The organism is Nocardia sienata NBRC 100364 (genome assembly GCF_001613205.1).
In the GTDB taxonomy this organism is placed as follows: Bacteria; Actinomycetota; Actinomycetes; order Mycobacteriales; family Mycobacteriaceae; genus Nocardia; species Nocardia sienata.
In genome coordinates this window covers 61,819-88,151 of the sequence record NZ_BDBX01000049.1, presented here as the reverse complement: position 1 = coordinate 88,151, position 26,333 = coordinate 61,819, and the positions used below count along the sequence as shown (strand labels likewise).

25 protein-coding genes and 1 tRNA gene are annotated in these 26,333 nt (G+C 67.9%); 11 read left to right on the top strand and 15 right to left on the bottom strand.

The window, feature by feature from the left end; translation table 11 throughout:
• Window positions 1–48: 48 nt before the first annotated feature.
• On the top strand, window positions 49–1,668 hold the full coding sequence (locus NS4_RS24445) for a dolichyl-phosphate-mannose--protein mannosyltransferase (protein WP_063061830.1): 1,620 nt from the start codon (window positions 49–51) through the stop codon (window positions 1,666–1,668).
• A 6-nt stretch (window positions 1,669–1,674) separates the two neighbouring features.
• Here the strand turns inward: NS4_RS24445 and NS4_RS24440 are convergent, their stop codons facing one another.
• A complete protein-coding gene (locus tag NS4_RS24440) occupies window positions 1,675–2,034 on the bottom strand; it encodes a GntR family transcriptional regulator (protein ID WP_063061829.1) in 360 nt (119 codons plus the stop codon).
• Between the two features lie 29 nt (window positions 2,035–2,063).
• Entirely contained in the window at window positions 2,064–3,332 is a 1,269-nt protein-coding gene (locus NS4_RS24435; protein WP_084487668.1) for an arginine deiminase, read from the bottom strand.
• Between the two features lie 126 nt (window positions 3,333–3,458).
• On the opposite strand from NS4_RS24435, the gene soxR reads away from it, so the two are divergent.
• Window positions 3,459–4,025, top strand: coding sequence for a redox-sensitive transcriptional activator SoxR (gene soxR / locus NS4_RS24430; RefSeq protein WP_084487667.1), 567 nt, complete (start codon window positions 3,459–3,461; stop codon window positions 4,023–4,025).
• Here the strand turns inward: soxR and NS4_RS24425 are convergent.
• Together NS4_RS24425 and NS4_RS24420 are read right to left on the bottom strand one after the other, a co-directional pair.
• The gene (locus NS4_RS24425; RefSeq protein ID WP_063061828.1) at window positions 3,946–4,860 is read right to left on the bottom strand and encodes an SDR family oxidoreductase; all 915 of its coding nucleotides are present in this window, start codon (window positions 4,858–4,860) and stop codon (window positions 3,946–3,948) included. The two genes, soxR and NS4_RS24425, sit on opposite strands and share 80 nt — an antisense overlap.
• A 157-nt stretch (window positions 4,861–5,017) precedes the next feature.
• Window positions 5,018–7,222 (bottom strand): hypothetical protein, encoded by a 2,205-nt coding sequence (locus tag NS4_RS24420; RefSeq protein WP_063061827.1) that lies wholly within the window; start codon window positions 7,220–7,222, stop codon window positions 5,018–5,020.
• Window positions 7,223–7,706: 484 nt separating this feature from the next.
• Between NS4_RS24420 and NS4_RS24415 the strand changes: the two genes are divergently transcribed.
• The 6 genes from NS4_RS24415 (at window position 7,707) to NS4_RS24390 (ending at window position 14,877) form a co-directional block, all read left to right on the top strand.
• A complete protein-coding gene (locus NS4_RS24415) occupies window positions 7,707–8,150 on the top strand; it encodes a GyrI-like domain-containing protein (RefSeq protein ID WP_063061826.1) in 444 nt (147 codons plus the stop codon).
• Window positions 8,147–8,599, top strand: coding sequence for a GyrI-like domain-containing protein (locus NS4_RS24410; protein WP_063061825.1), 453 nt, complete (start codon window positions 8,147–8,149; stop codon window positions 8,597–8,599). Before NS4_RS24415 ends, NS4_RS24410 begins: the two co-directional genes overlap by 4 nt.
• Before the next feature lie 269 nt (window positions 8,600–8,868).
• Window positions 8,869–9,642, top strand: a complete 774-nt coding sequence (locus tag NS4_RS24405; protein WP_174552130.1) for a hypothetical protein — start codon at window positions 8,869–8,871, stop codon at window positions 9,640–9,642.
• Window positions 9,632–11,782 (top strand): Rv1355c family protein, encoded by a 2,151-nt coding sequence (locus NS4_RS24400; protein ID WP_157106213.1) that lies wholly within the window; start codon window positions 9,632–9,634, stop codon window positions 11,780–11,782. Before NS4_RS24405 ends, NS4_RS24400 begins: the two co-directional genes overlap by 11 nt.
• A 16-nt stretch (window positions 11,783–11,798) precedes the next feature.
• Window positions 11,799–13,661, top strand: a complete 1,863-nt coding sequence (locus tag NS4_RS24395) for a bifunctional diguanylate cyclase/phosphodiesterase (RefSeq protein WP_281219921.1) — start codon at window positions 11,799–11,801, stop codon at window positions 13,659–13,661.
• An 88-nt stretch (window positions 13,662–13,749) separates the two neighbouring features.
• Window positions 13,750–14,877, top strand: a complete 1,128-nt coding sequence (locus tag NS4_RS24390; protein ID WP_063061823.1) for a glycosyltransferase — start codon at window positions 13,750–13,752, stop codon at window positions 14,875–14,877.
• Window positions 14,878–14,941: 64 nt separating this feature from the next.
• On the opposite strand, the gene NS4_RS24385 is transcribed toward NS4_RS24390, so the two are convergent.
• From NS4_RS24385 to NS4_RS24360, 6 genes are all read right to left on the bottom strand, one after another.
• A complete protein-coding gene (locus NS4_RS24385) occupies window positions 14,942–15,436 on the bottom strand; it encodes a DUF4254 domain-containing protein (protein WP_245665680.1) in 495 nt (164 codons plus the stop codon).
• Between the two features lie 519 nt (window positions 15,437–15,955).
• Window positions 15,956–16,028, bottom strand: a tRNA-Ala gene (locus tag NS4_RS24380).
• Window positions 16,029–16,148: 120 nt separating this feature from the next.
• Window positions 16,149–17,174, bottom strand: coding sequence for a divisome protein SepX/GlpR (gene sepX, locus NS4_RS24375; RefSeq protein WP_063061846.1), 1,026 nt, complete (start codon window positions 17,172–17,174; stop codon window positions 16,149–16,151).
• Between the two features lie 263 nt (window positions 17,175–17,437).
• Entirely contained in the window at window positions 17,438–18,088 is a 651-nt protein-coding gene (locus tag NS4_RS24370; protein WP_063061845.1) for a GNAT family N-acetyltransferase, read from the bottom strand.
• Between the two features lie 12 nt (window positions 18,089–18,100).
• Window positions 18,101–19,360 carry a molybdotransferase-like divisome protein Glp gene (gene glp / locus NS4_RS24365; RefSeq protein ID WP_063061822.1) on the bottom strand — a complete coding sequence of 420 codons (1,260 nt, stop codon included), beginning with the start codon at window positions 19,358–19,360 and terminating at the stop codon, window positions 18,101–18,103.
• Window positions 19,361–19,396: 36 nt separating this feature from the next.
• Window positions 19,397–20,362, bottom strand: a complete 966-nt coding sequence (locus NS4_RS24360) for a UTP--glucose-1-phosphate uridylyltransferase (RefSeq protein ID WP_063061844.1) — start codon at window positions 20,360–20,362, stop codon at window positions 19,397–19,399.
• Window positions 20,363–20,453: 91 nt separating this feature from the next.
• Between NS4_RS24360 and NS4_RS24355 the strand changes: the two genes are divergently transcribed.
• The 3 genes from NS4_RS24355 (at window position 20,454) to NS4_RS24350 (ending at window position 22,320) form a co-directional block, all read left to right on the top strand.
• Window positions 20,454–21,056: a 5-formyltetrahydrofolate cyclo-ligase gene (locus NS4_RS24355; RefSeq protein ID WP_063061821.1), complete on the top strand. Its 603-nt coding sequence runs from the start codon at window positions 20,454–20,456 to the stop codon at window positions 21,054–21,056.
• A gap of 116 nt (window positions 21,057–21,172) precedes the next feature.
• Window positions 21,173–21,481, top strand: a complete 309-nt coding sequence (locus NS4_RS31695; protein WP_084487665.1) for an FmdB family zinc ribbon protein — start codon at window positions 21,173–21,175, stop codon at window positions 21,479–21,481.
• A gap of 143 nt (window positions 21,482–21,624) precedes the next feature.
• A complete protein-coding gene (locus NS4_RS24350; protein ID WP_084487664.1) occupies window positions 21,625–22,320 on the top strand; it encodes an SAF domain-containing protein in 696 nt (231 codons plus the stop codon).
• A gap of 114 nt (window positions 22,321–22,434) precedes the next feature.
• Here NS4_RS24350 and NS4_RS24345 read toward each other — a convergent pair whose 3' ends face one another.
• The 5 genes from NS4_RS24345 to NS4_RS24325 all read right to left on the bottom strand — a co-directional run bounded on the left by NS4_RS24345 (window position 22,435) and on the right by NS4_RS24325 (window position 26,320).
• Window positions 22,435–23,103: an MspA family porin gene (locus NS4_RS24345; RefSeq protein ID WP_063061820.1), complete on the bottom strand. Its 669-nt coding sequence runs from the start codon at window positions 23,101–23,103 to the stop codon at window positions 22,435–22,437.
• 72 nt (window positions 23,104–23,175) lie between these two features.
• A complete protein-coding gene (locus tag NS4_RS24340; RefSeq protein WP_063061842.1) occupies window positions 23,176–23,850 on the bottom strand; it encodes an MspA family porin in 675 nt (224 codons plus the stop codon).
• Between the two features lie 315 nt (window positions 23,851–24,165).
• Window positions 24,166–24,831 carry an MspA family porin gene (locus NS4_RS24335; protein WP_063061819.1) on the bottom strand — a complete coding sequence of 222 codons (666 nt, stop codon included), beginning with the start codon at window positions 24,829–24,831 and terminating at the stop codon, window positions 24,166–24,168.
• A 73-nt stretch (window positions 24,832–24,904) separates the two neighbouring features.
• Entirely contained in the window at window positions 24,905–25,579 is a 675-nt protein-coding gene (locus NS4_RS24330; RefSeq protein WP_063061818.1) for an MspA family porin, read from the bottom strand.
• A gap of 546 nt (window positions 25,580–26,125) precedes the next feature.
• Window positions 26,126–26,320: a hypothetical protein gene (locus tag NS4_RS24325; protein WP_063061817.1), complete on the bottom strand. Its 195-nt coding sequence runs from the start codon at window positions 26,318–26,320 to the stop codon at window positions 26,126–26,128.
• Window positions 26,321–26,333: the final 13 nt, after the last annotated feature.

The window sequence follows — 26,333 nt, the reverse complement described above, 5'->3', positions numbered from 1 at the left end:
GCGACGCCGGAGGCGGCGCCAAAAAACACAGCACATAAGCTCGAGCCCGTGACTCAGCTGACCGAACCGCGCCGCCGCGCGGCCTGGCGGCCGCCGCGCACCTGGTCGAGCCCGGCGCCGCTGCGGCCGGCGCCGGATTTCGGTCCCACCGATACCGCGCGCGGCTGGGTGGTCAGCCTGTTCTTGACGGTGATCGCGGCCATCACCCGCTTCACCATGCTGAACTACCCGACCGACGCGGGAACGCCGGTATTCGACGAGAAGCACTACGCACCGCAGGGCTGGCAGTTCCTCACCGGCGGTATCGAGGACAACCCTGGCTACGGGCTGGTGGTGCATCCACCGGTCGGTAAGCAGATGATCGCGATCGGCGAGGCGCTGTTCGGCTACAACGGCTGGGGATGGCGGTTCTCCGCCGCGCTGGCCGGTACCGTGCTGATCCTGCTGGTCATCCGGATCGTGCGGCGGATGACGCGTTCCACGATGCTGGGCGCCCTGGCGGGGATCCTGCTGATCGCGGACGGGACCACATTCGTCTCGTCCCGGATCGGGATGCTCGACATCTTCATCACGGTGTTCGTCACCGCCGCGTTCGGCTGCCTGATCGTCGACCGTGACCAGGTGCGCGCCCGGCTCGCGCGCGCCGACGCCGAGGGTCGGATCGGCGAGACTCCGTGGGGCCCGCGCCTGGGTGTGCGCTGGTGGCGGTTCGGGGCCGGTGTTCTGCTGGGTCTGGCCTGCGGCACGAAATGGTCCGGGCTGTACTTCATCGCCGCGTTCGGGGTGCTGAGCATCCTGTTCGACCTGTTCGCGCGCCGGACCTACGGGGTGGGCAAACCGGTGTACGGCACCGCCGTCCGCGATCTCGGTCCCGCGCTGTACGCGCTGGTGCTGATCCCGTTGGGCGTGTACCTGGCGAGCTACGCCGCCTGGTTCCGGAGCGAAACCGCCGTCTACCGCTACATGGCCGGCAACCCGTCGGCGCCCGAGGACGGGATCGGCACCGGCGGATTCTGGTCGCATCTGGTGCCCGACGCCGTGCGATCGCTGTGGTACTTCCACTCCCGCACCCTCACGTTCCATTCCGAGCTCACCAATTCCGCCGGCAACCATCACCCGTGGGAATCCAAACCGTGGACCTGGCCGATGGGGTTGCGGCCGATGCTGTACTACTACGCCGACGACGGGGTCACCGGCTGCGGGCAGACCGAATGCGTGAAAGCCGTCATGCTGGTCGGCACTCCTGCCCTGTGGTGGGTGTCGCTTCCCGTCCTCGCCTGGGGTATCTGGCGCTGGATCGTGCGGCGGGACTGGCGGTACGCGGCCGTGCTCACCGCCTACGGCGCGGCGTTGCTGCCCTGGTTCCTGACTCTCGACCGTCAGATGTACTACTTCTACGCAGTCACCCTGGCCCCGTTCCTGGTGATGGCGGTAGCGCTGGTACTGGGCGACATACTCGGCACCGCCAGGCGCCCGGTCGCCCGCGTCCCCGGCGGCGTGTTGCTACCCCCCGAACCCAGCGAACGCCACAGCCTGAGTCTGCTGGTGGTCTGCCTCTACCTGGCCCTCGTAATCGCCAACTTCATCTGGTTGTGGCCCATCCTCACCGGCCTCCCGATCACCACCGGCAACTGGCAGGACCACCTGTGGCTACCCAGCTGGCGCTGAGAACGTTCAGGTCCCCAGCGCCACCCTGACGTAGTGGATCGCCGCGTCCCCGTCCAGCCCCAGCCTGCGTATCGTCCCCACATACTCCGAAGCCGCCCGCCCCGCCGCGTCGGCGGTCGGGTCGCCGGAGGAAGCGATGAACGAACCCAGCCGGCCGCGGGTCTCGAGCACTCCGTCCTGTTCCAGTTCGCGGTAGGCGCGGGCCACCGTGTTGGGGGCCAGGCCCAGCTGGGCGGCAAGGGCCCGCACCGTGGGGATCTTGGTGCCCGCGGCCAGTTCACCCGCGCGGACCCGGGCGATGACGGCGAGCCGCAATTGTTCGTACGGCGGGACGCCCGAATCGTGGGACACCGTGATCTCGAGCATGGCTCGTTCTTACCGCATCCGGCCGGATTTCATACCGGATCGCGGGCAAGCGGGCAGGACAGACAGCGGGGTCCACCGCGCCCCGAGCCCAGTTCCGAGCCGGGAATGCGCAGCACTTCGATACCGGAATCCTCCAGTCGCGCATTGGTCATTTCGTTGCGTTCGTAGGCGACGACGACGCCCGGGCGCAGCGCGAGGGTGTTGTTCCCGTCGTCCCATTGTTCGCGTTCGGCGGTGACCCCGTCGAGCCCGGTGTCGATCACGCGGAGTCTGTCGATTCCCATGGCTGCCGCCGCGGCGGGCAGGAAGGGTTCGGGGCCGGTGACGACATAGCCGTCGGAAGCGCGGCGGATCGTGTAGGCGGTGAGAGTTTCCCGGACTCCCGGATACATCACCACGGCGTCGGTGTCGACCATCGTGCACACAGTGTCCAGGTGCATGGTGGCGCGGTTCTGCGCGATCGGCACCACGAGCACCGTATGCGCCAGCCGGTCGTCGAACAGGCTGCGCGCCAAGGCCTCCGCGCCGGCCGGTGAGGTTCGTTCACCCACGCCGACCGCCACCACTCCGGGCGCCAGCAGCAGCACGTCGCCGCCTTCGATGGGCGCGGTATGCGATTCGTAGGCCCGGCGTACTCCGAGGAACCGCGGATGGAAGGCGTAGATCAGGTCGGTGAGCGAGGTTTCCCGGGCGCGGGCCGGAAGGGCCAGCGCGGTGATGGCGACCTTGGGTCCGACCCAGAACGAGGAATCACGGGTGAACAGCAGATTCGGCAGTGGGTCGATGACGAAATCCCCCCCGTGGTGCATCCGGCGGACCAGCGAGGTGTTGTCGGCGGCGAAGGGTAGTTCGTCGAAGGTCATTCCGGCCATGAGGATTCGTGCCAGGTCGGCCGCCGGCACCCCGCGCAGGTGGCCGGCCAGATCGTCGGCGAGGGCGTGCCCGAGACGGCGGGCGTGCACAGCGGCGGAGATGCCCTGGATGCGAGCGGCACCGCTCACTTCGAGCGTTTCGGTGAGCACATCGGCCAGCAGCGCGACCTCGACTCCGCGGTCACGCAGCACTTGGGCGAAGGTGTCGTGTTCCTGCTGCGCGCGTTCGACCCAGGGGATCGCGTCGAACAGCAGTTGGTCGTTGTTACGTGGGGTGAGGCGGCGCAACTCGTCGCCGGGGCGGTGCAGCAGTACCGCGCGCAACGCGCCGACTTCGCTGGTCACCCCGTAGCCGGCGGGGGAAGGCCGGTGTTCGGCACGGGTCCGGGTGGCGGATGTCGGATCGGATGCGGCATCTGGTCCCATGTCCCGACAGTAGTGCGCCGACGCGCCGCGGGCACGGCGACGTCCACTCGTTCGCGGGGCAGTTGCCCCCATTCCGCCCCGACCTCCAGCAACCTGAAGTATTGTTCAGATAAAGGAGGAGTGTCGATGCCGACAGCGGATTGGACCACCAAAGAGCTGACCCCCGGACAGCTTTCCGAGCGTAGCGGAGTAGCCGTGTCCGCGTTGCATTTCTACGAGCGGGAAGGCTTGATCTCCAGCCGCCGGACCAGCGGAAATCAGCGGCGCTACACCCGCGAGACGCTGCGCCGGGTGGCGTTCATCCGGATCTCGCAACGGGTCGGCATCCCACTGAGCGATATTCGGGCCGCGCTGGACCGTTTGCCGGAAGGTCGCACACCCACCCGGCGCGACTGGGAGACGCTGTCCACGGCCTGGCGCGAGGACCTGGACGAGCGGATAACCCAGCTGGTCCGGCTGCGCGACAATTTGACCGGGTGCATCGGCTGCGGCTGCCTGTCGCTGGGTAGCTGCAAACTGGTGAACGAGAACGACCGGCTCGGCGCCGAGGGCCCGGGCGCGCGTGTCCTGGACGTGCACCTGAACTGCCCGGATTACGGCTGCGACGACGCGCTCAGTGCGGTGCCGGAGCGTCCGGACTCGTTGTGTTCCCCGCTGGCCGATCCCGATTCACCGACTGCTTCAGCGTGCTGAACTGCAGATTGGCCTGCCGCATCAGCAGCTCGTAGGGAAAGGCGAACTTCCGCTTCCACCAGTATCCGAAACGGATATCGAAGGAGCTGTACACCAGGAACCGGTTGCGTTCGATGCCCTTCAGGATCACCGCGGCGACTTTCTCCGGCGCCACCGCGTGCCGGGTGAACAACGAGGTGACCCGTTGTACTCGCGGATGCTCCTTGTCCACACCGACCAGGTCGAACGAACGCACCAGCGGGGTGGCGACCGCACCCGGGGTCACCACGTGCACCGAGATACCGTGCTCGGCCAGTTCGAAGCGCAATACCTCCGACAGTCCACGCAACCCGTACTTGCTGGCGCTGTAGGCGGCGTGCCAGGGCAGCGCCAGCAGACCGGCCGCCGACGAGACGTTGACCAGCGCGCCGCCCTGACCGGCGCGCACCATCGGCGGCACGAACCGCTCGATCACATTGATCGGGCCCAGCAGATTGATATCGATCATCCGCCGCCAGTGCCGGATCTCCAGACTGTCGACCGTGCCCCAGACCGAGGTCCCGGCCACATTCATCACCACGTCGAGGCTGCCGAACTGCTCGTGCACGGTGGCCGCGAATTCGGCGACGGCGTCGTGGTTCGCGATATCGAACGCCTCGGCGATGAGTACGGTGCCGCCGGACCGTTCGATCTCGGCGACGGTATCGGCCAGCCCGTCGGCATCGATATCGGTGAGCACCAACCGCGCCCCCCGGGCGGCCGACGCCAGCGCGGTCGCCCGGCCGATACCGCTTGCCGCCCCGGTGATCAGCGTCTTCGCGTTCTGCACCGATTTCCTGCGGTCGACCCGCCCCATGCTGCCACTCCCGATCGTCCGACTGCGCTGTCGGCAGCAGCCTACCGACCCGGAGGCGGCCGGGCACGGTGGAAACGTCCGGCGACCGCCTGCGCCGGCCGCGATGATCACACCTTGGACAGGGGGCACGAGGCGCGGTCGGAGGCCGCACCCCGCGTCACAGGTCCCAGGGATCCAGGCCGAACTCGGGGATCGTGTGGTCGAGGTTGGACAGACGTTTGAGCGACGCCATGAGCGCTTGCCGATTCGCGTGCGTCGGGTGATCGTTGAACGTCTTCGCGATCGTGTAGTGATCGGTGGCCAGACGATGGGCGATAGCGGTCCGGGTGGCGCGGCCCACCGAGTTCCATTCTTCCGGGCCGATATGGGCCCGCAGCGCGCGGTCGGAATCCCAGTGCCGCTCGACCCGGGTGATGAAGTCACGGTTGAGCTGCGCAGCGGGGTCCGGCGCCAAGGTATGCCGGGACAGGCTGTCGGCATCGGCCACCGCCTGCGCCGCGAACGCCGTCTGCGCATCGGTTCCGGCGTGGTTCATCACCGCGTGGCCGGAGGCGACGGCCTTCTGCAGCGGTCCGAAGCCGTACGGATTGCGGGATTTGCTCTCGTCCCGGACCGAACGGGCCCGCAGCGCATGATTCACACGATCGTGGGTGGCTCCGGCTTCCAGCAGCACAGCCGTCATGTGCTGGTAAGGCACTCGGTTGTTGCTGAGATATTTGATCGCGCGCGCAAGGCCGAGTTCGGTGTGGATTCCGCCCCACGCGTCGGCTTCCCGGCGAGTCAGCAGTCGCCAGTTCTGCCGGGCCATTGTCCCCCATTCGTGCGCTTGCAGCCGGCTCGCCGCCGTGGCCGCGTTCACCCGGTCGTTGCGCGTCCTGCCCCGTGCCAGTGGGCTGAGCGGGTTGACCGTGCGCCCCACGAGCCAGGCAGTGAGCGGCGAGGCGTTGACAGTGTTCAGGGCGGCGAGGCTCGCGATCGCGCTGACGCCCGAGCCGCCTCCGGAACTCTTCCCGCCGCCACCCATACCGAGCGCGGTGCCGCCCGAGCCGCCGCGCGCGCCCAGGATCGTCAGCGAGAACCTGTTGGCCATCCAGCCCGAACCGCGGGTCAGTCCCTTGGCCAGCCGGCCGAACTGCAGGATCGCGACGGCTTCCACGACCGCCGCGATGACGATGACCGCCAGCACCTGTCCGCGCGCCTGCTGGAACAGGTTGCCGAGGAACAGCAGATACACGCCGATGAAGACGGTGTAGGCACACATCCGGGCCGCCGCGATACCCGTATTGACCAGGTTGCGCACCAGAAACGTCTGCGTGGGCCCGAACACGAAACCGCCCGCGGCGAATCCGAAGGTCGCCATGAATCCCTGCATGATCGCGTCCAGCGCGGCCCGCATCAGCCGATAGGACAGCACCACCGCGAACAACAGCAGTACGGCCGCCGAGACCAACAGCAGCAGACCGGTGCCGATCTGCCCGACGCTCGGATGGGCGGCGGCCGCGGCCGCCGCGGTGTCCCCACAGGCCTGCAAGGCGCGCTGGGTCCGGCCGGTGTCCCCGGCGGTCACTCCCGACGACCATGCCGACGCGCACGAGGACTGGTTGTCCACGATATGGCCGAAGTTCCACACCTGCACCGGACGGCGCGCGAAGTTGTCGGCCATATCGCCCTGCAGCGTGCTCACCGCCAGATCCGGATTCCGGTTCGTGGACCCGTTGAGCCCGGACGCGACCGCCAGCCCGATGTCGCGGCCCTGGGCGAGCACCCCGTCCGAACCCAATGCGGCAGCCAACGGGTCGGCCAGGAACAGCGGTCCCAGGACCGCCACGGCCAGCATCGTCACCGTCTGGATCACTGCGCGGGCGTGGAAACCCCGCACGATGAACCAGGCCACGAAGAATGCGCCGATCGTCGCCGCGGTGATCAGGACGGCGGGGGTGGCGAGCTGACCGGCCAGTGCGCCGGCGGTACCGCGCAGCGCGTCCGCGAAAAAATCCAGCCAGGCGAAGCTCAGCGCGAAGCCGATGAACCAGATCGCGGTGGTCACGATGACCATGTAGCCGACGAATTCCAGGCCGACGATGGTCCACACGACGGTGCCGCCGGGGTCGAGCAGCCCGCCCTTGTCACTGACATAGGCGTAATCGGCGAGCGCCACGCCGAAAGAGTCCCGGACGTTCATCCAGGCGACCCCGTCGATCCGGCTCGAACCGGTCGCGCCGTCCTGCGCCACGGCCACTGCACCGAGCGCACCCGGTAGTACGGTCAGCACGAAGATACCGGCGAGGCACCAGAGGAGGCGGCGCCCCCAACTCGCTGCCGTACGCGGTGCATCGCTGCCGCGCTCACCCGACAGGCTCATCTGCCGTGGATCCGACTACTGAGCTGCGCGTTTCGCGCGCTCGCCGGGCGCGGGCACGGCCCGCCGGTCTGGTCTGCCGATCATGCTGGCATTGGTATCGACGCCGAATGAAATGCAGTTGAACTCGCAGTGGCGGATCGGGCCCACCGTGGTGAATTACGAAACAATACCTGCGAAAATTCCCAGTACTGAGAATTGGAGTAGAATGCCTAATTCAACTCGCAGTGCGTGCAATCCGGCGATTGAAGCCGATTACTCCTGAATTGCCCGACGAGGGCGCGCGGAGAAATTCCGGCCCACGATAATGGGTTCTGGATCGGACCGCGGGAACTCGGCCGACCCCGCCGTCCCGCACTCGGCGGGTCCGGGCCACGATGCCGGGCGCGGGCAACCGGCCGGCAGCGCAGTCGGTTGATAGCATGGCGGGTCCAGCCGACCATTCGGTCGGCTTGCCGACCAGGACACATCTCGAAAGAGTCGTTCCATGCAGTTTGAATTCGTCGAGCGGGACGAGACGTGGGTCGCCGGACTTCCGGTACGCAGCCCCAAGCGCGCGCTCGGTGAGTTGTACGACCGCGACCTCGAAGGCGCCTGGGCGTCGGTACTCCATCACGAGCTGGGCGGCCCCCTCGCCACTGCGTACACGGATTACTCGACGGAGCTGGGTACCTACAACACCCAGATAGTGGGATATCAGTGCAGTTCGTTCGACGAGGTCACCCGTGGGCATCTGGTCGCCCGGCTGCCGCGGGGCACCTATGCGAAATTCTCCTCGGTGGGTAATTTCCCTCAGATCATGACCAGCCTGTGGACACAGATCGCCTACGCCGAGGAACACCACCAGATCAACCGGACCTTCTCCGGTGATTTCGAGTTCTACCCACACGCCTACAAGATCGATCTGTATCTGGCGGTCGAGGCCCGATGACCTACACGATCGTGGTGCGCGGCGAATCCGTGTACGCCGGACTCGTCTTCCCGAAGGTCCGGCCCAGTTTCAAGGTCAGCAACAGCGAGCTCATCGAGTTCCTCAAGGACCGGGTGCGCGAGCGGCTGGACGCCGCCGGATCGGCCGACGGACAGCGGCCCATGTACACCGTGTACGTCCGGACACCGACCGGAACCTACAACGCACTGGTGTGTTTCGAGTACACCGACCCGGGCCAGGCCCCCGTCGGCGATGTACTGGTCCGGGTCCCGCGCGGGGTCTACGCCCGGTTCGTACCCAACGGCGACTACCACGATCCGGTCGAGGACGTCTGGGCCCAGGTCGACGACGCGACCGCTTCGGCGGAGATCACCCGGGCCTACCGCGAGGAGATCGAGATCTGGCACGGCTCGGAGTCGGTGGAGCTGTTCATCTCCATCACCCCCTGACCTCGGACCGGGCGAGTCGTTGCCAATAGGTAACCAACTCGGTACCAACCGGTCTGGTGGTATCGGAGCATTTCGAATTCATCCAGGTTGACCTGCGATAACGATCCAGCACAGAGCTGGTTTCCGGAAGATTAACCAGAGTTCTGGTCAATTGTCTTCCGATGACGGATACTGCACTGGGCACGCCGACGAGCCGGGGCGTCGGTCGGGCTGCTGGACAACAGATCCCGCACGGCCCTCGCGTCGTGCGGCGAAAGAGTAGGAACTGCATGACTGTCGAAACGATCGCAGTCGGCCAGGAAGACCCGTGCCACGGCCGCATTGTGAGATTTCGCGACAACGTCTCCGGTTACGCCCTCTGCGTAACCACCCCGAATCGCTCCCCCGGCCTGTGGCGTCGATACCTGATGGGCGCGCGGGAAGCGTACCGCCACTTCGGCAACGAACCCGCCCTGGACTACGACGGTGTACGCGACGGGTCATCGACGACCCTGTTCTTCGCCGCCACCGACGCCCGCGACGAAGTGGTCGCGGGGCTACGCGTCCAAGGTCCCTACACCTGGGTCTCCGAGGTCGGCTCGCTCGCCCCGTGGGCGGGGCGGGCGGGCGCGGCCGAACTGGCTCTGATGATGGCCCGGCGCATTCCGCGCGGGGTGGTGGAATCCCGGGCGGTGTGGGTCGCCCGGGACGCGCCCCGGCGCAACGACCTGACCGCGGCGATCTCGCGCTGCATGGCCCACGCACCGCGTCTGCTCAACGCCCGGTACGGCTTTGCCACGGTCGCCTCGTTCACCACCGAACGCCACCGCGCCAGCGGCGGGGTGGCGGCCCAGCTGATCCCGCCGGTGCCCTACCCCGACGAGCGCTATCGCACCCTGCCCATTTGGTGGGACACCCGGACCTACCACGTATTTGCTGACAAGTTGCAGTATCTGCTGATGCGTGGTGAACTTCGCGCTATGGGATTAGCTGAACCGAGGTCACGGCGGTCGCATCGGCTGTTCGGGCACAGCGGGGAGGAATGCCATGCATATGGTCGGTGAGGCAGATCTCGGGGTGGAATACCGGCCGCTGATCCTGGACCCGAGCGATCCCGACGACGAACGCGCCCTCGCGGGACTACGCGCCACCCCGCATACCGAATTCAACGATCTGCGGGGGCTGCTGGCCGCGGAGTTCGCCCGGCTCAACGATCCCCCGGACACCGGCGAGAGCGCGGCCGACGACCGCTGGGTGTACTACCCGTGGCGGCGCAGCGTGCTCGTGCTGCCGGGACCGCGGACCTTCCGCGCGATCCGCCTGGACCGCAACCGCAACAAGCTCACCCGGACCGAACAGGACCGGCTGAGCACACTCACGGTCGGGGTGGTGGGCCAGAGTGTCGGTCACGCCATCGCCTACACCCTGGCGCAGGAGGGTGTTTGCGGTGGGTTGCGGCTCGCCGATTTCGACGAGCTCGAACTGTCCAACCTCAACCGGGTGCCCGCCACTCTGTTCGATATCGCGGTGAACAAGGCGATCGTCACCGCCCGGCGGATCGCCGAACTCGATCCGTACCTGCCCGTGGAAGTGCGCGGCGGCGGCGTGGACGCCGAAACCGCGGACGATTTCGTCGACGGTCTGGGAATCGTTGTGGAGGAATGCGATTCCCTGGATATCAAACTGCTCATCCGGCAAGCCGCCCGGCGCCGCCGGTTGCCGCTGATCATGGAGACCAGTGACCGTGGTCTGCTCGACGTCGAACGTTTCGACCTGGAACCGGACCGGGCTCCGTTCCACGGCCTGCTCGGCGATACCGGGGCCGAACAATTGCGTGGCCTGTCCACCCGCGACAAGGCGCCCTACGTCGTCGGCCTGCTCGGTGCGCGCGATCTGTCGGCCCGGATGGCGGGCAGTCTGGTGGAGGTCGGCGAGACCCTCAACAGCTGGCCCCAACTCAGCGGCGACGTGGTGCTCGGCGCGGCCAGTGTCGCGACCGCGATCCGCCGGATCGGGCTGGGCCGGCCGCTGCGGTCGGGCCGCACCCGTGTCGATGTGGAACAGGCGCTCGACGCGCTGGCCGACCCGGATATCGAGAACGAGCAATATCTCGCCGACCCCGAGTCCGACGACCCGGCCGGCACCACCATCGACCGCATCCTGGTCTGCGCGCAACGCGCGCCCTCGGGCGGCAACGTCCAGCCGTGGTCCCTGCACACTGCGCCACAGGAATTGCGGATCGTGCTCGAGCCGCGCTACAGCACCGCCCTGGACATCGGCTACCGGGGCAGCGCGGTGGCGTTGGGCGCCGCCCTCTACAACGCCCGGGTCGCGGCCGCGGCCTACGACCTACTCGGCCCCCACGAATACCTCGAAGGCACCAAACCGGACTCCCCGCTCACCGCGGTGCTACGGCACGGCGGCGACACCGACCCGGCACTCGCGGCGGACTATCCCTACGCACTCGCCCGGGAGACCAACCGCCGCCTCGGCTACGGCGGGCAGATCCCGGCCGGTGTCCTGGCCGGGCTGGCCGCGGCCGCGGTGGCCGAAGGCGCGCGGATGCGGGCCGTCGCCGATTCGCCGGGAATCCGTGCCCTGGCCGCCGTCCTGGCCGAATCGGACCGGATCCGCTACCTCACGCCGCTGCTGCACCGCGAGATGTTCGCGGAGATGCGCTGGCCCGGCGAGGACCTGACCGACGGTATCGACACCCGGTCGCTCGAACTGGCACCCGACGAGCGGGTCGCCCTGCAGATCGGGCGACGCGCCGATGTGATGGCCCAATTGCACAGCTGGTCGGCGGGTGCGGCACTGGGCGACTACGCCCGCGACAGAGTGCGCTCCAGTTCGGCCGTCGTCGCCGTGACCTTCACTCCCGATCCGGGCGCCGAGCCCGGGGCATTGACCGGTTACGCCCGCGCCGGGGCCGCGGTACAGCGGCTGTGGATCCAGGCGCAGCGGTCCGGTCTGGCCGTCCAGCCGATGTCGCCCGTCTTCCTGTTTTCTCGATCCCGTACCGAACTGGATGCGCTCTCCCCGGCATACGCGGATAGACTGTCCACACTTCAGGGTCGTTTCCTGGAAATACTGGAAGTGCCGGAACAGGACAGCGTGGCGCTGGTACTACGCCTGAGTTACGCGGCAGCTGCCAGCGTGCGGAGCCGACGGCGCCCGGTACCGGGCGCGGACAGCCGCAGATAGTGTGATCGGAGATCAGGTGCCTCGGCGGACACTCGACTCGCTGGTGACCGAAGTCGCCGCGGAGCTGATGGGCGTCGACTCGGCGACCATGGTGTCGGCGACCGAGCAGGTGCTGGCCATGCTGATCGACTATTTCGACGTCGACTTCAGCTACCTGCGGCACAACGATCCCGCGAACAGATCCACGGTGCTGGTGGCCGAGTGGCCACCGCGCCAGGACGTGCCCGAACCGGATCCGCTCAAGATCGTGTATTTCGATCAGGCGGATTCGGTCTTCAAATCACTCGAGCACGCCACCGAACCGTTTCTCATCCCGGCCAGCGCCGCCGATTACCAGCAGACCATCCACTCCGCGTCGGGACTGGGCGATATCAGCTCCGCCGCGGTTCCGCTGGTGTCGCGGGGCCGGTCGACCGGCCTGCTCGGTTTCGTCAAGGTCGGCGACCGCGACTGGAGTACCCGCGAGTTGAACGTGCTCAAAGCCATCGCCACCCTGTTCGCACAGTTGCAGGCCCGGGTGGAAGCCGAGGAGAAGCTCCGCTTCATCGCCCTGCACGACGACCTGACCGGTCTGGCCAACCGGCGCGCGCTGCTGGAACATATGGAGCAGCGGCTGCAACCGGGCAGTCCGGGCCCGGTCGCGGCCTTCTTCCTCGACTTGGACCGGCTCAAGGCCCTCAACGACTTCCTCGGCCACACCGCCGGGGACAAGTTCATCCGGACCCTGTCCGAGCGGTTACGGGACAATATGGACCCCAACGATATGATCGCCCGCCTCGGCGGCGACGAGTTCGTGATCGTGCCCGCCAAACCCATGGACACCGTCGCCGCCGAATACGAGGCGACCCGGATCCAGGAACTGATCAGCCGCCGGGTCACCGTGGGCGGTGAGTCGGTGAGCCGGGGCGCCAGCGTCGGGGTGGCCGTCGGTATCCCGGGTGAGACCACCGTCTCCGACATCATGCGGCGAGCCGACCACGCGCTGCTGTCGGCCAAATCCGGCGGCGGCAACGGGGTGGCTCTGTTCACCGACGCCATGCGGGCCCAGTTCGAACTCCAGGACGATGTGGAACTGAACCTGCGCAGCGCGGTGGCCGACGGATCGCTGATCCTGCACTACCAGCCCGAAGTGGATCTGCGCACCGGCCGGATCGTGGCCATGGAGGCGCTGGTCCGCTGGATGCACCCGACCCGCGGCCTGCTCCCGCCCGGTGCGTTCGTCAACGTTGCCGAGGCCACCAACCTCGCCGGCGAGCTGGGTCGCTGGGTGCTGCGCACCGCCTGCGCGCAGTTCGCGCAGTGGCGCCGGCAGGGACTCGCGACGAATACGGTCATGCGGATCAATGTTTCACCGGTGCAGCTGGTGAGCCTGGATTTCGTGGAACGGATCGAGGACATCCTGCGGCATTTCGGAATCGACGGGAGTTCGATCTGCCTGGAGATCACCGAGCACGTGGTGGTGCAGGATCTGGCCCGTACCCAGGTCACGCTGCGGGGGCTCAAACGGATGGGTGTTCAGATCGCCATCGACGATTTCGGCACGGGCTATTCTTCGCTCTCCCATCTCAAGGCGCTGCCGGTGGACGCGGTGAAGATCGACCGCGGGTTCGTGCAGCGCCTGGGGGCCAGTACCGACGACCTGGCCATCGTGAAATCGATCATCGGGCTGGCCGGATCGTTCGGCCTCGGGGTAGTCGGCGAGGGGGTCGAGACACCGGTCGCGGCCCGCACCCTGGTCGGTCTGGGGTGCTACCGGGCCCAGGGCTTCCTCATCGCGCGCCCGCTGCCCGCCGACGAGGTCGGCGAACATCTGGCCCTCGGACGGATCCCGCTGAATCTGGACCTGCCGCGGGTGGGCCGCGGTATGCCTGCCCCGTAGCGATTCGAGGCCGAATAACACGCGGCCTTCACCGCGAGTTCAACGTCTCGGTTCCGGGGGTAACCCGGCCCGCGCAACGATCGGCAACGTGCGCATCGTGCAACTGGCGAATTTCTACGGCCCGCGTTCGGGTGGTCTGCGTACCGCGCTGCACCATCTCGGTGCGGGCTATGTGGCCGCCGGCCACGAGGTCGTGCTGATCGTGCCCGGACCGCGGCGCACCGAAGAAGTACTGCCGAGCGGAGCGCTGCGGATAACCCTGCCCGCGGTCGAGATCCCGTGGACGGGCGGTTACCGGGCCGCCGGCCCGCGCCGGGTCGCCGATATCCTCGACGGCCTGCGGCCCGACGTGCTGGAGGTATCCGACCGGCTCACCCTGCGCGGATTCGGCCGCTGGGCGCGGCGGCGGAACGTGGCCGGGGTGATGATCTCCCATGAGCGCCTGGACCGGCTGCTGGGGCAGATCATGCCGGACCGGATCGCCCGGCGCTGCGCCGATATCGCCAACCGGCACACCGCCGCCGAATACGACATGGTGGTCTGCACCACCGAATTCGCGCGGGCCGAGTTCCGGCGTATCGGCGCCCCGAATGTCGAGATGGTGCCGCTGGGTGTGGATCTGGACCTGTTCAACCCGCGCCGTCACGACCACGGCCTGCGGGCCGACCTCGGTGTGCCCGGGCAACCGCTGCTGGTGCACTGCGGCCGGCTGTCGGTGGAGAAACGCGCCGAGCGCAGTATCGAAGCGCTCGCCGAACTACGCCGGGACGGGCTGGACGCCCGTCTGGTGGTCGCCGGTGACGGTCCGCGCCGGGACGCACTCGAACGCCGGGCCGAGCTGCTGCCGGAACTGCCGGGCGGCCTGCCCGCGGTACATTTCACCGGATTCATCAGTGACCGATCGGATGTGGCGAGATTGCTGGCGACCGCGGACATCTCGCTGGCCCCGGGTCCGCACGAGACCTTCGGGCTGGCCGCGCTGGAAGCGCTGGCCGCGGGCACCCCGGTGGTCGCGAGCAGATCCTCGGCGCTGGCCGATATCGTCACCGCCGACTGCGGCGCGGTCGCCGCCGACGATCCGGCGGCGTTCGCGCACGCGGTCACTGATGTACTGGCCCGCCCGACCGCGCAGCGGCGTGGTGCGGCCCGGCGGCGAGCCGAGCAGTTCACCTGGCCCGCGGCCGTCTCGGGAATGCTCGCGGTGCTGGGCCGCTGATGCCGGTGTCACCGCCGAGCCGGGCGGAACGCTCGCGACGGCGGGCACGCACCACGAGCGGGCGTCACAGCCGGCCGGGCAGTCGCCGCCCACCCCGGACGAGCTCGGTGATCAGTTTCGTATAGCCGTCGATCATTTCGGCCAGCCGGTGCCAGCGTTTACGCGCATGGTCGTCTCGCGTGCCGTCGATCTCGACCACTTGGTTGGCGTCCACCCAGCCCCCGGCCATGCGATCGATCACCGCCCCCAGCGTTTCGGCGTGGATCGATACGTCGGCGTCACGTTGCCAGGACCGCGCATCCACCCACTCGTCGATATCCTCGACCAGCTCCCGGCGGCGGTTGTCGACCTCGGCGACCGTGTGCACATCGCGCAGAGTCACCCGGTGGCCGTGCAGCACGGCCAGTGCCCGCGCCGCGCGGAGGACCTCGTGATCATCGAACCGGGTCCCCTGGAAGCTGCACAGCAACTGTGTCGCCGTGGGCAGGCCCGAGGTGGCCGCGGGCACCGCCGGCCGCGTGCGAACGTCGCCCGGCACCATCACACTCTGTTCAAACATGATCGGCTCTCGATTCGGTCGTACCGCGTATCGGACAGTTTGTTCAGGCGATGACAATAGTCGATGGATATAACTCACCGGCGGCAAAAATGCACTATTGCGTTCGCCGATTCGAGACCATGCGACACTCCGCCTCTCATCGAATCGATTGCCGACGTGGGAAGTACGTGGTCCGAGCACGTTCGCACGCCGCCGAATCCGACCCGACGCCCTGGACCGGCGCTACGGCAGCGGCGACCATCTCCATCCCGACCCGGCGGGCTACGCCGTCACGGCCGACGCCGCCGCGGCGGTGCCGGACGATCCGGTTCGATGAACCGACCCCCGTGGCATCCGGCCTGCCGACGGATCCGGTCGACGATGTAGCGGTACGCCCTCCCGGAGTCCGACGAGATAGGTCACTCCCGCCACTTCGATCGCGACGAGGACGGCGTAATGCCCGCAGGGTGGGCCGTACGGGCCCCCACGCAAATGGTCCCCGACCTGCATTCAGCAGGTCGGGGACCATTTGTCGGACTGTGGAGCTAAGGGGAATCGAACCCCTGACCTTCTCGATGCGAACGAGACGCGCTACCAACTGCGCTATAGCCCCGTGCGGCTCGGTGAACCGCGCTGTGCCACTCTAGCAAACAGGGATACCGGAATCCGAATCGGGGCCCTGACCTGCAGTTTCTTCGCTAGAGCCGTCCGGCGCAGCGGGACCCGGTACCCGTCACGCGCCTGCGGCCCGGCGAATATCACCGCCGGTCGCCCGATTGCGCACGGTACGGGCGATGGATGCGTCATAGGCGTCCAGGTGCTCGAACGCCGGATCCTCGTCGTCGGGCTCGAGCAGGTGGGCGCGGCGGCGCAACGCGCGTGCGGTATCCCGGTCCATTCCGGGTCGGGCACTGCGCGGTGAGGCGGTCCCGGAATCGGCGGGACCGTGCCCGGCCGTTTCCCGGCCCCGGCCGGTGAGCCGGGCGCTGCGCCGTCGGCGGATCTCTTGTTCGATCCGGACCTGCTTGCGCAGATAACCGAGGTAGGTACCCAGGGACAGCACGGCGCCCCCGCAACCCCACCAGAAAATGGGGGCGACGGCGACCGCGAGGCCGCCGCACAGCACGGCACCGAGGACCAGAGCGACCACGGCGCGCTGCCGGAAGGTATAGCGCGCGGCCCGGGCGACGGCGTCGGCTTCGGGGTCGTAACCACCGCGCCCGCGCCGGGACGGCACGAAATCATCTTCTTCGTCGTCGTATTCGGGGTCCGGCGACCGCATCGTCGCCCGTACGGGCGGGATGCGCGCGGGAACGTTGGCATCGGCGTACTCGGCCGACCGGATCTCCTCGTCGCGTTCTTCGTCGCGCTCGGATTCCTCGTCGTCCCAGCCCTCGCCGGATTCGGTGTCGTGCGCAGTGCCGTCGGCAACGGTTTCGGGCCCGGCGCCGCCGGGCCGATCGCCGGCAGCCTCCTCCGGTTGCTCCTCGTCGGCTGCGATACCGTTCTCCTCGGCCGATGTGCTCATCGGATCCTCCGCATCATTGGCGTGGCGACGCTTTCGGTAAGGCCGCGTGGTCCGCTTCTTGCGGGCATGCCCACTTCCCTTACGCCGTTTGGAATCTCCGCGATGCAGTACCCGGGTCGCCAGGGCCGTGTCGGTTGTCCGGCGGATTCTGGGATGCCGGTCGGCAAGGATAGGAAACAGGACGAAGACCCACAGCACGACCAGCCCGATCCACAGGATCGAATTCGGCATCGTCGTCAGCACCTCCGTCCCGCCTGGTCGTCGTCCGAGCTCCCGCCATGAACCGTGTGCGTCCCGACGCCGGAGTCCTTCCCCGCGGGTACGTCTCGCAGATCGTGGTACGAGCCCTCCACCGGTGGCACAGGACGCACCACCGACGTCCGTAGGTTAATTCCGAGTAGGGGCGCAACACGGCAGGCGCGCCGTGCACTTCCGCCACATGAGTCACATTTCCACCAAAGCCGGGTCCGGGCAGGCCGGTTTCCGGCGGTACGTCACCGCAGCGTCAACCGTCCTTCCCGAGCCAGCCGATCGACCACCCGGCCGGACAATTCCTCCACCGTCATCCCGACCAGCAGGTGATCGCGCCACGCGCCGTCCACATCGAGATACCTACGCAGCAGGCCTTCTTCCCGGAATCCCACATTGCGCAGTACCGCCTGGCTCGCCAGATTCTCCGGCCGCACGGTCGCCTCCACCCGGTGCAGGCCCACCGGACCGAAACAGTGATCGAGCCCCAGTGCCAGCGCCGCGGTCGCGACTCCCTGCCCGCCGACATCCTTGGCCACCCAGTACCCGATCCACGCCGAACACAGCGCGCCGCGCACGATATTGCCGACCGTCAACTGTCCGCTGAACGCACCGTCGACCTCGATCACCAGTGGGACCATCGCGCCGCGACGCGCCTCGGCCTTCAGGCTCGACCACAGCGGCGGCCAGTTCGAGGCGTGGTTGCGCGCGTCCCAGGTACCACGCCCGGTGGGCTCCCACGGTTCCAGATGGTTCCGGTCCCGCAACCTGATCCGGCTCCACGCCGCCGCATCGCGCAACCGCACAGGGCGCAATGTCACCTCGCCGGCAGACACCCGCACCGGACCGAGGTGCGCGGGCCACCCGGGGTGCTGGGTGGCCCGGAAAACGTTCATCGACTCCACTTTCTAGCCGCGCTGCGCCAGAAACGCGACCCGGACCTTGTCACCGGTGCGAATTTCGGTGTCGTCGGGCTCGACCACGATGAGGCTGTTGGCCTCCGACATGGCGGCCAACAGGTGCGACGACGCCCCGGCGCTGTTGCCGAGCGGCTGCACCAGGTACTCACCGGTGGCCTCGTCCCGCATCAACTGGGCACGCAGATAGCCTTTGCGACCCGCCATCGACTGGATGGGGGTTATGGTCCGCGCCCGGACGATCCGCCGCATCGGCTGCCGCCTTCCCAGCGCGATCCGGATCAGCGGCCGCACCATCACCTCGAAAACCACCAGGGCGCCCACCGGATTGGACGGCAACAGAAAGGTGGGGACCTCGTCGCGGCCGAGACGGCCGAACCCCTGCACCGAACCCGGATGCATCGCCACCCGGGCGATCTCCAGCTCACCTAGCCCCTCCAGCGCCTCACACACCTGATCGGAGGCCCATCCGCCGACCGCGCCGGCGATCACCACCACTTCGGCGCGCACCAACTGGCCCTCGACCACATCGCGTAGCCGGCGCGGGTCGGCGTCGACGATGCCGACCCGGTTCACGTCCGCGCCGGCATCACGCGCCGCCGCGGCCAGTGCGTAGGAATTCACGTCGTAGACCTGTCCGGGCCCGGGCGCGCGATCGATATCGACCAGCTCCTCGCCGATCGAGATCACCGACAGCCGCGGACGCGGATGGACCAGCACCTTGTCCTGGCCCACCGCCGCCAGCAGACCCACCTGCGCGGGCCCGATGATAGTGCCGGCATGCACCGCGACGTCCCCCGGCTGCACATCGTCACCGGCCCGGCGCACATAGTCACCCGACCGCACCGGTTCGTAGACCTTGAGCCGGCCCCGGCCGCCGTCGGTGAAATCCAAGGGCAGCACCGCGTCGGCGAGGGTCGGCAGCGGCGCGCCGGTGGCGACCCGGACGGTCTGCCGGGGCTGCAGCCGGATCGGCTGCCGGGAGCCGGCGAGCACCTCCCCGACCACCGGCAGCGTCAGGTCGACCAGTTCGCCGTCCTCGTCGCGGATATCGGCGCCGGCGGACGCCACATCCACACTGCGCACGGCATATCCGTCGATGGCGGCCTGATCGAAACCGGGCAGCGGCCGCTCGGTCACCACGTCCTCGGCGCACAGCAGGCCCTGGGCCTCGGAGATCGCGACCCGCACGGGCCGCGGCGCGACGGCCGCGGCGGTCACCTTGATCTGCTGATCCTCAACAGAGCGCATCCAGCCCTTCCCGATGTCCTCGCCCTGCAGGCGATCTCATTCGTCCGCGGTGAGTTGCGGGTTCCATTCCGGACTCAGCCGGTGCTGGAGCCACTCGCGTAGCGCGGGACCGTATTCCTCCCGCTCCAGTGCGAAATCCACCGCAGCACGAAGATAGCCGCCCGGGTTTCCCAGATCGTGGCGCGACCCACGGTGCACGACGACATGAACCGGATGCCCCTCGTCGATGAGAAGCGAAATAGCGTCGGTGAGTTGCAGTTCCCCGCCGGCGCCCGGCCCGATGCGGCGCAGGGCGTCGAAGATCGCGCGATCGAGCAGGTAGCGACCGGCGGCGGCATAGGTGGAGGGCGCCTCGCCCAGGCCCGGCTTCTCCACCATGCCCTTGACGCGCAGGACATTCGGGTTGACCGCGTCGGGTACCGGCGCCACGTCGAAGACACCGTAGGCGCTGACCTGGTCCTTGGGCACATCGATTGCGCACAGCACGGATCCACCGCGTTTACGGCGGACCCGGTTCATCACATCCAGAACCCCGCACGGCAGCACCAGATCGTCGGGGAGCAGGACCGCGATGGCGTCCTCGTCGGGGTCGAGTACCGCTTCGGCCTGGGCGACCGCGTGACCGAGGCCCAGCGGTTCCTCCTGCACCACCGAGCTCACGTCGAGCAGCCCCGGGGCCTTGCGCACCTTCTCCAGCAACTGGAACTTGCCGCGCTCGGCGAGGGTGCTCTCCAGCACGAGGTCCTCCACGAAGTGCGCGACCACGCCGTCCTTACCGGGCGAGGTCACGATTACCAGGCGACTGGCCCCGGATTCGGCCGCCTCGCTGGCGACCAGCTCGATACCGGGGGTGTCGACCACCGGCAACAGTTCCTTGGGGACGGTCTTGGTCACGGGGAGGAACCTGGTTCCCAGCCCGGCCGCGGGCACGACGGCCGTCCGGAAGCCCGGTTCCGGCGCGGAGGCGCCCTCGCTGCCCTGTTCTGCGGCCTTCTCTGTCATATACACACCCTATCCACCCTGAGTGCCGCCCAAACGGCTGTACATCGGCTCGCCACGGACTTCGCGGCGAAACCGGCACCGGTGAGAGCCTATGGTTGTCGCCGTGCCTGTGCCCGACGAGCGTGACAAACAGGCCTGGCGCGCGGAGATCCGTGCCCGCCGGGCGCGGCTACCCGAACTCGTACGCGCCGCGGAGGCCGCGGCACTGGCCGCCGCGGCCACCGCCCTCGGTCCCGCTGAGTGGGTGTGCGCCTATGTGCCGATGCGCGCGGAACCCGGTTCGGTGGCGATTCCCGAGGCGCTGCGCGCGGCCGGTAGCCGGGTGTTGCTGCCGGTGACGGGGGCGCCCGGCCCATTGTCCTGGGCCGAGTTCACCGGCACCGGCTCGCTGCGGCCGGGTCGCTACGGCCTGCTGGAACCGGCGGGTCCGGTCCTGCCGCCGGAAACTGTCGCGCGGGCCGAGGTGCTGCTGATACCGGCGCTGGCGGTGGACCGGCGCGGGGTCCGGCTCGGGCAGGGCGCCGGCTACTACGACCGGACCCTGGGTATGGCCGATCCCACAGCCCGGCGCACCGTCGTCGTCCGCGATGACGAGGTGGTCGAGCGGCTGCCCGAGGAACCGCACGATATCCGGATGACCTGGGTGCTCACCCCGGACGGCGGCCTGCGCCGGCTCGGCGTGGCGCCGCTGTGAGACGCCGCCACGGTGGCGCTCGACACAATAGAGACCGTCCGGGAATCAATCGGCGATTGGCACTGTTGGCACTGTCGGCTGTAGAGTGCTAAGTCTCGAATACTGCGGAGGACCCAGTGCCAACCTATTCATACGCGTGCACCCAGTGCGACAACCGCTTCGATATCGTCCAGTCCTTTACCGACGAGGCACTCACTGTCTGCTCGGAGTGCTCCGGCGCCCTGCGTAAGCTCTTCAACTCGGTGGGCATCGTCTTCAAGGGCAGCGGCTTCTACCGGACCGACAGCCGCAGCGGCGCCTCGACCGCCAGCGAACCGGCCAAATCCGACAGCTCCTCGTCGAGTTCCTCGGGATCCGGCTCGAAATCGAGCTCCGACAAGGGCTCCTCGGGTACCTCTTCGGCGCCCGCCGCAGCGGCCAGCTGAGAATCGGATCATGACCCGGCCCCCGGCGGGCAGGTAATCGACGGCGGCCGGGCACAGCGGGCGATCCATCCACACCCCGGAAGTTGTCCACAACCGCGCACAACCCCGGGTCCGCAGCCGGGCAGTACTCATACGCTCGGCCCATGAGCCGCACCCGACCTCCTGCCCGTACGGGCATCGGCCGACGTTCCCGCCTCGGCACCGGTAACACCTGGCGTGAGGCGTTCGCCGAGCGCCCGTCCTGGGCGGACGGGGTACTGCTGCGCCGCGCGCTGGCCGTATTGTGCGCGCTCACGGCCGTCACGCTGTTCCTCCGCGGCGATCCGGCCCACGCGCGTATCTCCGTCGTGGTCGCGTCCCGCGACCTGCCCCCCGGCCACCTGCTCGCCGCCGCGGATCTACGCCTCGCGTCCTATCCGCCCGATGCCACACCCGAGGGCGCGGCCACCGACCCCGCACCCCTGCTCGGCTCCGTGCTCACCGCCGCCCTGCGAACGGGTGAGGTGCTCACCGATGTGCGCGTGGTCGGACCGCGGCTCGCCGCGGCGGCCACCGGACGGCCGGATGCCCGGATCGTGCCCGTCCGCCTGGCCGATACCGCGATCACCGAGATCCTGCGCGCCGGCGATCGGGTGGACGTGGTGGCCGCCGGAAACGAGGATCCGGCGCTCGCTCGAACCCTGGCGGTCGACGCCGCGGTGGTGCTGGTGTCGGGACCGCCGGCGGATTCCGGCAACCACCGCGCCGAACGGGTCGTGCTGGTGGCAATGGATGCTCGCCGGGCAGCGGTGGTCGCCGCGGCCTCGCTGAACAGCGCACTCACTGTCATCTTCCACTGACCGCCCGGGCCCCGCACAGCCAAAGGGACCCACCGCGAATACGCGGCAGGTCCCTCCACCGGAATATGGGTTCGGCCGAGCCGGGAACCCGGCCGGATGAGCCTTACGTCCGGATCAGCCGAGGCTGAACGGCTGACCCCACAGGGTCACCACGGACATCACGTTGTCGGTCTCGACCTTGACCCGCACGAACGAGCGCGCCTGCGCGTAACCGCCGCAGCCGTTGACGCCGATGGTCTGATCCGACCAGGTCACCGAGCCGCTGTTGCCCTTGAACTTGTTGTTGGTGGCGTGATCCTCGTTGCCGTAGTCGTCGGGCTTCTCGATATCGAGGACATAGAAGGACTTCGCCTGGCCGGGGCCCAGCGTCAGGTTGCCGCCGACCTCACCACTGGGGCTGACCTCACCGGACGAACCATCGATATCGGCGTCGGCGCCACCTTCGGCACCGCCACCGTCGATATTGACCTGGCACCCCACGACATAGCCGGGGTAGATCTTGCCACCGACATTCTCACCACCGGCGATCTCGACCTGCGCACTGGCCGAGGCCCAGGCATTGCGGTGGACCGGGGTCGCGCCCATGGACGGGCTGATGGTGGCGGACTCGCCGACCAGGCGCACAGTCACCACGGTGCCGTCGGACAGGGTCTTGGTGATTTCGCCACCGGGCAGCGGGATGAAGGTGTCGGCATTGGCGGCGCCGGTGGAGAACAGGCCCAGCGCCATCGAGGCAGCGGCGCCGACGCCGGCCAGGCGCGCCAATTTCTTACGGTTGAACATGTGTTTATGCCCCTCTGGGGTTGAATTCGCTACAGCGAGAGATGTGGTGGGTGAATTCGACCGGTGCCGGTATCAGCCGATGCTGAACGGCTGCCCGTAGAGGGTGGTCTTCGAGTAGTGGTCACCGATAATCTCGACCACGGTGTAGGCCCGGGCCTGCGCATAGCCGGCGCAGCCCTGGATCTCCATCTCCACATCCTGGTACTCGACGGAGTAAACTCCCGGCTTCTCGATGTCCTTGAATTCGATCTGCACGAACTCGACCTCACCGGGTCCGAGCTCGATACCGACCGACCCGCCGACGCTGCCGCCGCCCACCTCGATACCGACAGAGCCGCCGAGACCGATGGCGTCGTCGGCGATGCTCACCTGGCAGCCGATGATGTAGCCGGTGTTGATCTGCGAGGCACCGTGCGTCGAGGAGTTGTTGGTCCCGTCCGCTCCGGTCGGGCCGTTGTTCGGACCGGCTTCACCCTCGGGGGTCACCGTGACGTCGGCAGTTGCGTTGCCCGAGACCCACACGGTCCGGCCCGCGCCGTTGGCGGCCAGGGACGGCGAGATGAGCGCGCTCTCATGGGTACGGGTGATCTTCACGCCGGGTCCGAGTTTCTCACCGTCGGGCAGCGGAACGAAGGTGTCCGCGTTCGCGGCACCGGTCGAGAACAGGCCCATGGCCACAGCCGCGACAGCGCCGACGCCCAGAGCGCGCGCGCCGCAGCGCAGACCGGTGGTGCGGTTCTTGCTCATATTTCCCCTCATCAAGGTTTTCAGCGACACCCGCCATCGCAGCGATCCGATGTCGGGGCGGCCCGAGAACAGGCTTCATAGAGCTTGCGGGACGGCTGTAGCCACCAGATGAACCGAAAACCACACAACCGGTGAACACTCGGCTACCGTGCCGCCGACGCGGTGTGTCGACCGGATGAGTGTCAGGTAGCCGGAAAGTGACGGTACTGGGGAAATCCGATCCGGGCACCGGCGGAACCGGTGCTGCCGGAACGGGATACGGGCCCGCCGCGGCTGCGACGGGCCCGTAAACGTGTCAGTATGTCGGGCCGGATATCAGCCGAGGCTGAACGGCTGACCCCACAGCGTGACGAAGGTGATCACGTTCTCGGTTTCCACCTCGACTTTGACAAACGAGCGGGCCTGCGCGTAACCGCCGCAGCCACTGAGGCCGATGGTCTGATCGGACCAGGTCACCGAGCCGCTGTTGCCCTGGAAACTGTTGTTGGTAGCGTGGTCCTCGCTACCGTAGTCGTCCGGTTCCTCGATATCGAGGATGTAGAACGACTTCGCCTGACCGGGGCCGATCGTGAGGTTTCCACCGGTTTCGGCGCTCGGGCTCACGGCGCCTTCGGTATCCACATCGGCACCGGCACCACCCTCGGCACCGCCGCCGTCGATATTGACCTGGCAGCCCACGACATAGCCGGGGTAGATCTTGCCGCCCACGTCCTCGCCGCCGGCGATCTCGACCTGCGCGCTACCGGAGGCCCACGCGTTGCGGTGCACCGGGGTGGCGCCCATGGACGGACTGATGGTCGCCGACTCACCGACCATGCGTACGGTCACCACCGTGCCGTCGGACAGCGTCTTGACGAGTTCGCCGCCCGGCAACGGCACGAAGGTATCGGCACTGGCCGCTCCGGTGGAGAACAGGCCCATCGCGATGGTGGTGGCGGCGCCGAGGCCGGCCAGGCGCGCCAGTTTCTTACGGTTGATCATGAGAGTTACACCCTTGGGAGAGCTCGCGGAGTGCGCGAGAGAGATTCGATGCGACGTGGACGGGCGCGGCAGCTCAGCCGATGCTGAACGGCTGGCCGTACAGCGTGGTCTTCGAGTAATGGTCGCCGATGATCTCGACCACCGTGTACGACCGCGCCTGCGCGTAACCCGCGCAACCCTGGATCTCGATCTCGGCGTCCTGGTACTCCACCGAGTACCTGCCGGGCTTGGTGATGTCCTTGAAGTCGATCTGCACGAATTCCACTTCGCCCGGGCCCAATTCGACGCCGACGGAGCCACCGAGGCTACCGCCGTCGAGGGACAGGCCCAGCGATCCGCCCAGGCCGATCGCGTCCTCTCCGATACTCACCTGGCAGCCGACGATATAGCCGGTGTTGAGCTGGGAAGTGCCGTGCGTGGACGAGTTGTTGGTCCCGTCCGCCCCGGTCGGGCCGTTGTTCGGACCCGGTTCGCCTTCGGGCGTGACTGCGACATCGGCAATGGCGTTTCCGGAGACCCAGACCACCCGGCCCGCGCCGTTGGCCGCCATGGAGGGCGAAACGACGGCATGCTCACCCGTACGGGTGAGGGTCACTCCCGGGCCGGCCTTCTGACCGTCGGGCAGCGCCACGAAGGCATCGGCATTCGCGGCGCCCACCGACAACAGGCCCACGGCGACGGCGGCCGCGGCACCGACACCCGCGATCCTGGCGCCGTTACGTACACCGTCGGTGCGGTTCTCGCTCATATTTCCCCTCATCATGTCGAACAAACAGCATGGCCTACGAGACTCGGACAGCTGACTCGCCGGCTCCGACCAGTGTTTCGCTCGTTTGTTACCTACAGGTGACCTGTTGTAATTTCGGTGCAACGCCACAAATCGGACAATGCACACCAATGCGACCGGCAGGATCCACGAACGGAAACCACACCGGACCGCCATTGCGGCGGTCGACGAAGCCGAGATTAAACGGTCGACAACAGGTGGGACAAAGGGTGCTTTCGCTATACGTTAATGTGATTCAAGTCACATTCGAATGCGAAGTGGCGCGAACCGGTAGGTAAACGCAGGTGCCGGCATCCGGGCCGGTCGCCGGGTGCGGAAATCCCGCGTCAAGAAATCGCAAAAAGAGAAGCCCCCTACAAAAACCCGACGCCGGGAGCGGGACATTATAATCTTGCCCATTGGATACCGGACATTTTCGGATAAATTCGGGCCTTCCGTTTTCTCCGCAGAAACTACGCCTGACCAGTATTCAGGCGAAAAGCGTTGGGCGACAAGCCATTTCCGTAATCACCCGGTCCCCCCGTGATGCGGTGGCACCTGCGAACGCCACCAGTCGTCGTCGGCACCGGATACCGCGCCGTCGTCCCGCTCGTCACGCGTGGTGGACGGCAGTACCTCACCGAAAATCCGGTCCAGACGCGCCGGATCCCCCGTCCGGCGGTTCGCCCGACGGGGGACCTCAGGGGTCTGGCCCTCACTCATACTGCCCGCTCCG